The sequence below is a fragment of the Snodgrassella sp. B3837 genome (assembly GCF_026535955.1).
Lineage (GTDB): Bacteria > Pseudomonadota > Gammaproteobacteria > Burkholderiales > Neisseriaceae > Snodgrassella > Snodgrassella alvi_E.
The window spans coordinates 89529-101593 of record NZ_JAFNPI010000010.1 but is presented as its reverse complement, the minus strand read 5'-3'; the positions used below and the strand labels follow the sequence as shown (position 1 = coordinate 101593).

Below are 12065 nucleotides of genomic sequence, written 5' to 3'. Positions count from 1 at the left end.
TTTTGCGTGTTTTGGTGTTGTATTCTTAAATATTTTAGATTTTTTATAAATGATTTAATGTATGAGTTGTTTTATGTCAAAAGTATAATTTATTACTGTTTTGTGAATTGGTTTTGTTTTAGTTGTTAGCTTGTTTTTGTAAGGAACGTTGTTCTATAAAGTATTCTGTGTAGTAGGTTATCTGCATCGATCTGCTTTTGGCAAAATATGATGGTATTTAATTGTTTTGTTATTGGTCACTACAGGATAGATATTAGTAGATGTTATGCCAGCAGTTTTGCTGTCTGCTGGCGCTGTATTTTGTAGCTAAACACCTAGTGTGGCTCCGCCATCTACTACAATTTCCTGCATGGTTATCTGAGCTGCTTCATCGGAAAGCAGGAAGGATACGGTATTGGCTATGTCTGCGGGCTGAGCTAGCTTTCTGAGCGGAATACCGAGGCGATATTGGCCTAAATCGCCATCAATAATACTGGCCGGTGGCTGGTTATCTGGCCATAGTTGCTGCTGCATGGCGGTGAGGGTGGAGCCGGGGGAGACGATGTTAACGCGGACGTAAGGGGCGACTTCGAGTGCCAGATTGCGACAAAAATGGCTGAGCGCGGCTTTGGTGGTGGCGTACAGACCGAGCTGGGTACGAGGCATGCGTGCGCTGTTGGAGCTGATGGTAACGATGCTGCCTTGCTGCTGCTGATAGAAATGGCGTGCCATATGCTGGCTGATGGATACGGGGCCAAGCAGGTTGACATTCAAGCTGGTTTGCCATTGTGCCTGTGTGGCGTTGAGCAATGAGGTGAGAATGAGCATGCCGGCACAGTTGACGAGTCCGGTGATGTGGTGTTGGACGATGAGGGTGTTGAGTAGGATCAGGGTTTCTTCACAGGCACTGATGTCTTGACTAATCCCAATCCAGCCGGGTTTATAGGGGGGCTCAATCATTTGCTGTATCGGCCAGCTTGCTGGCACGGGCTGTTTGTCGATACCGATTACTTTGTAGTTTTGCTGAAGAAGCCGGAGGGCTACAGCTGCACCGATGCCCTGTGCGGCACCGGTGACGATAATGGTTGGTTGCATGTGGTTCTCCTTGTGTTATTAAAACTGAAATACGTTGAGCATGGTTTGCATTTTGGCTTCGGTTTCAAGCCATTCGGTGGCGGCATCGGAGCCCACTACGATACCGGCTCCGGCATAAAGGCGAATTTTGTTTTGGTTGAGCAGGCCATTACGGATGGTGACGACCCATTCGCCGTTGCCTTCGGCATCCATCCATCCATTGAGCCCGCTGTAGTAATGACGGTTGTAGCCTTCATGGCTGAGGATAAATTGTTTGGCTACTGGGGTGGGTGTACCACAGACTGCCGGTGTGGGATGCAGATGCAGTGCAAGATTCAGGGCATCAGGGGCGCTGGGTTGTAGCTGTCCCTGAAATACGGACGACAGGTGAAACATGGTGGAGGTGGTAAGAATGTCTGGCGTTTCTGAGGCGCTGTATTCATTGCAGTATTTGCTGAGCTGATGGCGAATGTTGTCGATGACAAACTGGTGCTCGTACCGATCTTTGGCTGAGTGATACAACTCATTACGGATGCGGTTGTTTTCTTCTGTATTGCTGCTGCGCGGACGAGAGCCGGCCAGTGGGTTGCTGCGAACTTGTTGCTGCTGGCGTGAAAGCAGGAGTTCGGGGCTGGCGCCAAAGATGTACTGGTTATCTTCAACAGGTATCAAAAAGCTATAGGCATCGGGATTTTGCCGCGTTAGGGTGGTGAACAGTTGTTCGGGGCTGTGCTGTTGGTTGAATTCGAATTCTGTGGCCTGTGATAACACAATTTTCTGCATATTCCCGCTGTTCATAGCTTTTAAGGCTAGCTTGACGCTGTGTTCAAATGCCGGACGTTCAACCAGTTTTTTCTGATGCAACATGGTGTTGGGTGCTGCTGTGTGTGCTGGTTGTTGAGCTGAGTTTGGTGTGGTCTGCTCAAATTCGCTGTAGAAATTAAGGGTGGCATTTTGGTTGGTGTCAAAGGGGATGGCACCGATAAGAATGGGGTGGGGATACCCTTGGGCTTTGATGAAATTGAAACATTCAGTTATCTGCTGGTTAAAAAGGGTATCGGAATTCACGGGCATGTGGATTTGGTGAATCAGATGCTGTGCATAGATGTGGTGATTTCTGCTGGCGAAACAGGCCAGTTGATTCTGATAATTTGAAATCAGGGACTGGGAAGCGCTGGATTTTTGTGTCGTCATTTGGGTTACCTGTGGGGTTGATACTGACCGTGCTGTAATTAAAAATTCAGATAAATCAAGCTATGTAAGTTTTGTTATATTAATGCAAACAATTATCATTATCAATTAATATGTGTTTATTTAGCTGGTTTGATTGTGTTTGAAGAAAAACTGCCACAGGTTGGTATCAGATGCAGGCGAGGGTGATGATTTCCTGTCGGCTGAAGCGGTAATGGACAATAGCCAGTTGCGGTGCTGCTGGCTGTGCGTGTACCTGAAAAATAAGCTGGTGGCTATCGGCGGTTTGATAAGTAATGGCACTGAAACTGATGAGGTGCTGATATCGGTGAAACCAAGCTTTGATGATGCTTTCTTTGGCCGAAAAGAGTAGTAGTGCCTGCTGTGGGCTAATCTGCGTGGCAATGAGCTGCTGTTCGCGCGGATGCAGAAAAAGATTCAGCCTATTTTGGCGAGTATCTAGATTGTGTTGATGTTGCCGGTGTTCGATGTCGATACCAATATAGGGCTGTGCAGGCTGTATTTTTTGTACGCTGGCTACGGCTGTGCAGTGCTGGGCATAAATGCTGTGGCTGATACTGCCTTGGAGTGATTCAGGAAAAAGCGGTTCTCCGCAGGTACCAGTGGCAAGGGTGATATGCTGATAGCCAAATGGCTGTAATGCATATTGTGCCGCCAGCCGTCCAGCCACGAATTCGTGTTGGCGTTTGGGTCGGCTATGGCGGATGGGTTCAGACAATAAAATGCTGTGTGACTGGCATAGCTCATGCAGTACCGTTGTATCCAAAAAGGGTATGCGAATCTGATGGATGACGCTGTGGCCAATGTTTAAGGTGCGATGGCTAAACTTTATCGTGGCAGAGGTGTTCCTTCCGGACGTATTTGTGTTGCTTAGGGTATTTTCTTCTATGTGCATAGGGCTCAGCTTTGCCGGATGTTAATCTGCGCTGCTTTTTTAAAGCCTATTTCATCCATCGCTATCAGGACATATTCAGTGTCTGTGTAGGCTGCCACGGGGCAGAGCTGCGATGAGATACGAATATTAGGGTAGTGCATTGCTCAAGTATGGTGTTTATCAGTTGCTGTTCAGTATGTTCATCCAGAGCTGAGGTGGCCTCGTCGAGTATCAGTATAGGAGCGTTTTTAATCAGGGCGCGGGCAATGGCCACGCGCTGTTGCTCACCGCCAGACAGGGCTGAACCTTGTTGACCAACGCTTTGATTAATGCCGGTTTCTGCACGGTCTATCACGGCACCGAGCTGGCATTTTCTGGCAATGGCTTCGATTTCGGCATCGCTGGCTTCAAAGCGGCCGATGCGGATGTTTTCAGCCAGTGTGCCGGTAAAGATGATTGGGTTTTGGGCAACATAAGCCATGTTGTTTACCAGTGTTTGATAGGTCAGTTGTGTCAGGGGGATGTCGTCCAACCGGATTTCGCCCTGTGTGGGATCGTCAAATCGCATGCACAGTTGCAGCAAGGTGCTTTTGCCGCTGCCGCTGATACCGGCTACATGTAAGCGTGCCCCGGCTGGTATATCTGCAGTCACTGCTGTGGAACTGGGGGTAGCAACGATGTTGTGCAGGCTGAGACGGGGCTGGTGTGGTGTGCGGGTTTCGGCTGCTTCAGGCAGTACTGGCGGATGAGTAAGCTGCTGGAAATGGCGTAGTGTGGTGATTAAGTCGTTGATGCTTAATCCGGCCGTGGCCAGTGCGCTTAATGGTGCGCCGGCGCGTCCCATCAGCAGTATGGTGGCCAGTATCAGGCGTTCATCACTGATGCCGGACAGGATGCAATACAGTGCCATGCCGGCCATGGGCAAAATATTGGCAATAGCGGCTATCAGGCTGGCCCATGCGGCGCTGCGGTTGATTTTATTCAGTAGGTTTTCCTGTTGTGTCCATTTTTGCTGAATGGAATCGAGTGCACGGGCTGGGCTGGCGGCGGTGCGCAGCAGATTGAGGTGTTCAACTAATTCGATGGTGGAGGTGGTGCTTTCAAGCTCGGTCTGATGGCGGCGGGCATCAGTTTTGTTTAGGTCATACTGTGCCCACAACTGAATGGCAAAGGCGATGGCAATCATGGTTAATGCAACCAGCATGGTGCCGGCATCGGCTACAAACGCCAGCCCGATGCAGATAAATAGGGGCAAACAGGGGGCATGCAAAAATGTTTGTAGCTGGTGCGCCGGTATGCTCATGAAGTTGGGAATTTCCTGTCCGGCGGTTTTGCTGAGCACGGCACGGCGCTGGTCGTTAAACCAGGACAGTTTGGCGCTAGACAGGGCGTGTCCCAGTGCAGCAAATAAATCACCGGCTAGCCGTACGCCGGTTAGAAAACCGTTGCGGGTGACTACGATAGTGATGAAGCTGGCCAGCAGAGCGCTGCAAAGTACCCACTTAGGCGATTGCTGGTTGACGATGGCCAGTGCCAGTAAGGTATAGGCGTAAGCTTCTGCGGCGGCAGCCAATATCCAGCCGATGCTGACAATCAGCAGGTGAGGTCTGGTGGCTGCGGGAATCACTTCTAGTAGATGTGGTTGCTGAGTAGTGGTGGTGTTCATGCCGCGCTCCTGCCATGAGGTAATACCAGTTGTGCATCTGCCTGTTCAGCCAGTGCTTGCTGATGGGTGACCACAACGATGGTTTTGTGTGTGCTGTGGGCCAGTTCGCACAATGATTGAAAAACTGCTTGTGCATGTTGCTCATCAAGGGCGCTTGTGGGCTCATCCAATAGAATAACGCTGGCTGGGCTAAGAAAGGCACGAGCTATATTCAGACGTTGTTTTTCTCCTCCAGATAAGCTGCCAGCTGGTGTGGCTAAATCTGTACTCAGCTGTGCTTTAGCCAATGCCTGTTGCATGGCTTTTTGGCTGGCTTGCGGTGCGGTCAGTGCTAAGTTGGTGTGCACACTGCTGTTGAGTACGTCGTAGCCTTGCGGAATCAGCAGTATGTGTTGGTGAATGGTTGTTTCATGTAAGGCAGTAATATCGGTCTGACCCAGTTGAACGGAACCGGCACTCAGGGTAACCAGTCCAGCCAATGCATTTAATAAGCTGGTTTTTCCGGCACCACTGGGGCCAGTGATGGCGGTAAGGGCACCGGCGGCAAAGGTATGGCTAAGATCCTGCCATACTGGCTGGTCTTGCTGGAGTAGGGTGGCATGGTTAATAAGTAGTATGGGCGGGTTTTTAATGGCGTGGATTTTGCCGCGCGGCAACAGTGGCTGTTGCAGAAATTCTTTTAGACGTCCGGCAGCAGCACGTCCAGTGCGGATATAGTCGACGCTATGTCCGAGGCGTAATACCGGAGTGACGATAGCCAGACTGAATAGTAGGGTGGCTGCCAGTGTGGTGGTATCCGAGGTGTAGCTGACCCAATAGGCAATGGCAAAAGTAGCTACGGCCTGAAGCAGAGCCACGGCGATGGCGGCCGGTGTAGCGACTTTGGCGACCCAGCGCACCATGTCATGGGTGAAGCGTTCGGTGGACTGTGTATAAGCCGTGAGGGCGCTGGAGTGCTGGCCGTAGATGCGGTATACGGGAATGCCGCGTACATATTCATCGGCTTTGTTGATGATATCCAGCATGACTTGCATGCGGGCATGTCCATCACGACGGGTCATGTAGGGCAGCAGAAGTAGATAATACAGGGAGGCGATGACACCGGGCAGCAGTACCCAGATGGCGGACAGGCCGTTGAAGTAAAACAGGACAATAATGGATAATAACGGGATAACGGTAAAAACTGCAATTTCAGCCGGCAGATGCGCAAGCATATGGTGCAGGCTGCCAATGTCGTTGGTCATCAATTGTTTGAGTGTCTGCTCGTTCTGTCTGGCCAGTGTATTCATGGGTAGGCGGATCAGATGCTGCGCGACACTGCGGCGTAAGACAGCGGCAAAGCGGCTTTCTGCTTGATGGGCTATCCAGGCAGACCAAGCTGTAAGTACGGCACCTGCTGCCCAGCACAGCAGTGCGTATTCGAGCCAGAGCCAGCGGCTATTGCCGATGAATTTCACCACAAACCATAATGCAGCCAGCATGGCAATACCAGCCATCACCGCGATGGCGGTACCACCAATGAGACCGGGTAAGGCAACGCGCCATTGCTGAGCCAGATTCGGGGGCGCATCGTGGCCAGACAGGTATGAATCATTCATGATTGGGTTTCCTATGGCTGTTTGCCAGTGTTTTGCTTGTGTAGCTAGTGGTTTTAGACCATGGCTGCGGTCTGCTCTGCTTCAATCAGGCGCCACCAGTTGTTTAGTGTGGGCTGCTGTCCCAGTGCTTCGAAGCCGATATGGATGTTGTGCTGCTTGAGTTCGGCGGCAAACTGCATGATGCGTAATGAATCCAGTCCATACAGAATTAAGTTTTCTTCGGGGTCTATCGGTTCGGACGCTGTTTCGAGCAAGGTCTGAATTCTGTGTGTCAACCATGCACGTGTCAGTCCGTCGGTTTCGGGTAGTAAGGCGGCAGTGGTGGTTACCTGCCCGCAGCAACCAGCTACGTACTGCAGTGCATAGAGGTGTTGTTGCAGGGAAAAATCAGCTAAGGCATCAGCCACAAAAAAAGCCTGAATATCCTGCATAAAGGCTTCGGCAGCAGTAATCATGCAGCCGATATGCGCGTATACGCCACCGATAATCAGCTGGTCGCGCTGCCATTGCTGCATCAGAGTATGTAATTCGGTACGCTGAAAAGCGCTATAGCGCCATTTGGTCAGTACGGTATCTTGCGGCATTGGCGTGAGTGCCGCCACGATGTGCTGTTCTTCTGCCGCGGCGGTGGTGATACCCGGTCCCCAGACATCGGTGAGAAGCGCACGCTCCTGCGGGCTTTGTTGGTGTGGCTGGGCGGTATAGACTACGGGTATCTGCTGTTGTGCTGCCCAGCTGCGCAGACGGTGTAAGTTCTGAATCATTGTCTGTATCAGCGGACTGTCAGGCTGATAGAAATTCAGAAAATATTTTTGCATGTCGTGGATTAATAGCACCGCGCGGGAGCTGTCTGGCAACCAGGTGGTTTTATTCTGCGGCAATTGGGTGGCTTCCGGCATGGGATAATCGGTAATTTGTCTAATCGTCATACTGTTTCTCTCGTTCTCTCAGGATTAATTCATTACGCTGGATGACGCTGTAGGCTTTCGCGCAGGCGTTTTTTATCGGTTTTACCCATGGCTGTGAGCGGCAGGCTGTCTATCATGCACACCTGATCGGGTAGTTTGTAGTGGGCAATGCCCAGATTGAGCAGATGGCGTTTCAGGCTGAGTGCGGATAACTGCGGATTGTGTGACACAATAAAGGCACAGCTTTTTTCACCAAAACGCTCATCGCTGACGGCCACCAGTGCCGCGGCGCTGACATCGGGATGGGTAATCAGCAGTTTTTCAATTTCTTCGGCGGCTATTTTTTCGCCACCGCGGTTAATTTGATCTTTTACGCGTCCGACCACTTTTATATAGCCATTACTGTAACGTTGCACTAAGTCACCCGAGTAGTAGAAACCTTCAGCATCAAAAGCCTGAGCGTTGTGTTCTGGACTCTGATAATAGCCACGAAAAGTATAGGGACCACGTGTTTTGAGCATGCCGGTTTCACCGTCCGGCACGTCGTTGCCGTCTGCATCCACTACGCGTACTTCATCATCTGGACTGATGGGACGCCCCTGTGTGCTGACAATCAGCGCCTCGGTGTCATCCAAACGTGTGTAATTTACTAATCCTTCAGCCATTCCGAATACTTGTTGCAACTGGCAGCCAAATACATGTAATACCTGCCGTGCCACAGACTCTGGAAAGCTGGCTCCGCCTACCTGAATGAGCTGCAATGAACGGGTTTTCAGCCGTTCTTGTTCTGGCTGCTGCATCCACAGGGATATGGCACTGGGCACAAGGGCGACCATGTTGATCTGATGCTGCTCAATCAGTGCAAAGCAGTTGGCCGGTTCGGGACTGGGCGCCATCACCACGCAGCCGCCGGCATGAAATACGCCTAGAGCGCCGGGTGAGCTGAGGATGTAGTTGTGCGGAGCCGGCATGGCACAGAGAAAACGTGTGTGTGCGCTCAGGCGGCATATTTCGGCACTGGCGCGAACGCTGTAATCGTAATCATTATGGGTGCGCGGAATGAGCTTTGGCGTACCAGTGCTGCCTCCAGAGAGCTGGAAAAAGGCAACTTCATCCGCCGGCGTGGGGGCAAATTGGCTGTAGGAGGCGGGCGGATTGCTGTACCAGTCGGCTAAATTCTGGTCACTCTCAAGCGCGTCCTGCATCAGCACCAGTTCGGGAGACAGGTGTTGAGCGGACAAGTGTTGAAGAAACTCGTTGTTGTTGAATACTTCATGTCGGCGGGAGGCAATCAGTAGTTTGGGTTTTATCTGGTGGCAAAAACTGCCCAGTTCATGTTGGCGATGGTTGTACAGAGCATTCAACGGCACGATGCCAGCTTTAAGCAGTGCGAAAAACACAATATAAAATTCGGCGCAGTTCGGCAGCTGCACCAGCGCTGTGTCACCGCTGGCTAATCCTTGTTCCATCAGTCTGGCGGCCAAGTTATCTGAATAATGATTGAGTTCCTGATAGCTGATGCGGCGCTCTGCACAGATAATAGCGGTGGCTAATGGAGACCTTTCTGCCGTTTGGGTCAGTACACGAGTTAACGGTTGATCCAGCCAGTATCCTTGGTCTCGGTAACGGCGGGCAAATTCTTCCGGCCAGTGTGTGAAGCTAATCATTTATCAGCCTTTTGTGCTTAACCGGCTAAAGCAGGCAAAGAGTGTTGATTATTGTTACTTTATTGCTGCTGCAACGTTCTGTTGATTGTCTGCTCAGCGGTTTCTGTTGATGAGTTTACTTTTGTTTTTAATTAAACAAATGAAACTGGTAATCATTTTCATTTACATGTATCATCGTCAAAAATCGTAAATTTGTCAACAGAGTAAAGAAATAATGCGTGAACTTACTTCAATGCAGGCTGCATGCTGGTTTGGGCGGGCGCATGGTGCCATGCTGGGTGGTGTGGCTGCTCATTTGTATACCGAATTCAATGGCAGCCATATCGATGCAGATAAACTCAGGCATGCTATCGAAAATCTGTACCGGCGGCATGAGCTGCTGCGCCTGCAACTTAATGAGGCGGGAGAGATTAGTTTTTGGGATGAACCGCCGGAAAATGTTTTGGAAATAGATGATTTTTTACATTTATCTGCGGCACAACAGCAACAAATGCTGGAACGCAAACGCCGGCTTTGGACACATCAGCAGCTGAATCTGGCAAAAGCGCAGACAGCGCGCTTTTCGCTCAGTCTGCTGGGTGCCGATGCGTTCCGTCTGCATATCGATACCGATATGATTGCGGTAGACCCGTCCAGTTTTCGCATCCTGATGGAAGATATGGCGCAGTTGTATGCAGATGGCGGAGCAGTGTTGCCACCGCCTGCATCTTTTTACGATTGGCGTTGCAAGTTGCAGCAAAACCGGTATGAACAGCAACAGCAGCAGCGTGCCCGTGCATGGTGGCAAGCGCGCATTGCCGCACTGGCACCGGCCCCGACTTTGCCGTTGAAAGAAGTTGCTGTGGCAGCGGCGCAGAGTACGCGGCTGAGTGCTACCCTGGACGCAGCGCAAAATCTACAGTTACGGCAACTGGCGCGTCAACATGAGTTGACTTTTTCCGCACTGATGCTTGGGATTTTTACCTATACACTGGGCAAGAAAACCAAAGATTTAGCTTACCGGCTGAATGTGCCATTTTTCTGGCGCGAACCCATCGTGCCTGATATTGAACGCACCATCGGTGATTTTGCCGATATGGTGTTGCTGAACATTGATATGACTTCTGCCTCCAGTTTGTCTGCATTCTGCCGGCAGGTGGCAGCAGAATGGCGTCAGTGTCTGGATCACCGGCAGTTTAGCGGCGTGAATGTGATGCGGCTTCTGTCGCGCCATCACACCACCCCGCAAATGTCACCGGTCGTATTTACTGCCGCAGTGGATATGCCTGAAAAAAATCTGTTTTCCAGCCGTGTACATGAGCTGTTTGGCAGCATGGACTGGTGTATTTCTCAAGGGCCACAGGTAGCGCTAGACGCCCAGTTTGTCCAAATACAGGATAAGCTACTGATAAACTGGGATGTGCGTTTAGATGCCTTGCCGGAAGACTGGGTAAATGAACTATTTACGTGCTGTTTAACTCTGCTAAATACCTTGATTGCGGAGCCAGAGCGCTTTACCCAGCCGTTGCCAGCACTCAATCAGCTGCTGTATCCAGATGAAAATAATGAGAATGTCATTACTCTGAATCCTTTGCAAAAAGCCTATTTACTGGGGCGCAGCACCACATTTGCGCTGGGTGGCGTGGCTATGCAGGAATTTCGTGAATATACCGGTACATTGGATTTACCGCGCTTTCGGCAGCGTCTGGCTGATATGGTGCAGCATCATGCCAGTCTACGCACCTATATCGATGCCAGCCGTTGTGTCCAGCGTGTGAGCCAGCAGGCAGTGATAAATCTCACTGAAATCAATTTGTGTGAAGACGAGCCAGCAGAGGCTACAGCAAAAATCGATGCCTTGCGCCAGCACTATCAGCAGGCCATATTTGATTTAAATGAGTCACCATGGGATATCACTCTATTTCAGTTAAAGCATGAGCAGTTTGTGCTGTTTGCGCGCTTTGATGCATTGATTCTGGATGGACGAGCCATTGCTGAATTGATGCGGGAATTGTTTACCACGACGCCCTTGCCGGCTATTGGCATGTCGGAAAGTGTAGCGCTGCCGGATAAATACAAGGTGGCTCAGGACGCAGCCTACTGGCAGCAGCGCCTGCAAGCTATCAACTCAATTGCGCAACTACCATGGAAACAGCCTTTGGCCACACTGGTGACTTCACGCTATGTGCGCCAGAGTGCAGCTGTATCCGAACCCGTCTTTCGCGCCTTATGCCGCATGGGCGCTCAGCAGGGGCTGTTTAAGAATTCCTTATTAACGGCGCTGATACTGGCAGTACTGTCACGCGGCCAACAAACAGCAGAATTGCTGTCTGTGGCGGTACCGGTGTTGCCCTTATATAAGGGTGCATTGTCTAATCAGTCCACATTTATTGTCTCCACATGGGAAGCAGAAGCCGGATTCATCGAACAGGCCAAAAAATTACAATCCGATACGCTCGAGGGTTTGCAGCATCTGGCGTTTTCTGGTGTGGAGCTGGCGCGTATGCTATTTGAGCAGCATGGACAGGCACCGGTTTTGCCGGTAGTGATTACTAATGGTCTGTCATGGCCAACGTTACCGGCAGATATTCCGCTTCACTTTGTCAATGGTCTGACCCAAACACCACAAGTAGCCATGGATATCCGTTTTATGCTTGGCGCGGATGGCGCATTGGTGTTTAACGTTGACTATGCTCAGGAAGCCATCAGTGATGCAGTTGTCCGAGACTATCTGGAAGTATTAGTTAGTGTTTGCACTCAGGTGGCAGCTAGTGGGCTGGTAAACATCGAATCCATTTTGCCGCCGCCGCATTTTCTGAATGCACAACAATCGGCTGTTATTTCCGCGCAGCATCAGCAACTGATGCATATCTATCGTGAAACTCTGAATATTGCTCCAGAGTGCGTTATACAAATCTCGCAACCATTCACCCAGCTGGGCTTGCGTCCGGCTCATGTGAAAGCCATTACCGGCCAGATAAATCAAACATTCGCACTGGCTTTGAATCCACGTCAGCTCATTGGCTGCCGCAACATTGAGGAAGTGGCGCAACTGATTAATACAGCCATGGCCATGGCGTAAAGATAATACCCGCAGTAAACATTTGA

Annotated in this window: 8 protein-coding genes; 1 reads left to right on the top strand and 7 read right to left on the bottom strand. The window is 50.6% G+C overall.

The window, feature by feature from the left end; genetic code table 11:
- Positions 1-306 precede the first annotated feature (306 nt).
- The 7 genes from J3U67_RS03855 to J3U67_RS03825 form a co-directional block, all read right to left on the bottom strand.
- Positions 307-1074, bottom strand: coding sequence for an SDR family NAD(P)-dependent oxidoreductase (locus J3U67_RS03855; protein ID WP_267403889.1), 768 nt, complete (start codon positions 1072-1074; stop codon positions 307-309).
- Positions 1075-1092: 18 nt separating this feature from the next.
- Complete coding sequence (locus J3U67_RS03850) at positions 1093-2247, bottom strand: isochorismate synthase (protein WP_267403888.1); 1155 nt, start codon at positions 2245-2247, stop codon at positions 1093-1095.
- Between the two features lie 166 nt (positions 2248-2413).
- Positions 2414-3160: a 4'-phosphopantetheinyl transferase family protein gene (locus J3U67_RS03845; protein ID WP_267403887.1), complete on the bottom strand. Its 747-nt coding sequence runs from the start codon at positions 3158-3160 to the stop codon at positions 2414-2416.
- A 64-nt stretch (positions 3161-3224) separates the two neighbouring features.
- Positions 3225-4805, bottom strand: coding sequence for an ATP-binding cassette domain-containing protein (locus tag J3U67_RS03840; RefSeq protein WP_267403886.1), 1581 nt, complete (start codon positions 4803-4805; stop codon positions 3225-3227).
- Positions 4802-6403, bottom strand: coding sequence for an ATP-binding cassette domain-containing protein (locus tag J3U67_RS03835; protein ID WP_267403885.1), 1602 nt, complete (start codon positions 6401-6403; stop codon positions 4802-4804). The genes J3U67_RS03840 and J3U67_RS03835 overlap by 4 nt, the downstream gene beginning before the upstream one ends.
- Before the next feature lie 53 nt (positions 6404-6456).
- Positions 6457-7332 carry an isochorismatase family protein gene (locus J3U67_RS03830; protein ID WP_267403884.1) on the bottom strand — a complete coding sequence of 292 codons (876 nt, stop codon included), beginning with the start codon at positions 7330-7332 and terminating at the stop codon, positions 6457-6459.
- A 32-nt stretch (positions 7333-7364) separates the two neighbouring features.
- The gene (locus J3U67_RS03825; protein WP_267403883.1) at positions 7365-8978 is read right to left on the bottom strand and encodes a (2,3-dihydroxybenzoyl)adenylate synthase; all 1614 of its coding nucleotides are present in this window, start codon (positions 8976-8978) and stop codon (positions 7365-7367) included.
- 214 nt (positions 8979-9192) lie between these two features.
- Between J3U67_RS03825 and J3U67_RS03820 the strand changes: the two genes are divergently transcribed.
- The gene (locus J3U67_RS03820; protein ID WP_267403881.1) at positions 9193-12039 is read left to right on the top strand and encodes a condensation domain-containing protein; all 2847 of its coding nucleotides are present in this window, start codon (positions 9193-9195) and stop codon (positions 12037-12039) included.
- The last annotated feature ends 26 nt before the right edge of the window (positions 12040-12065 follow it).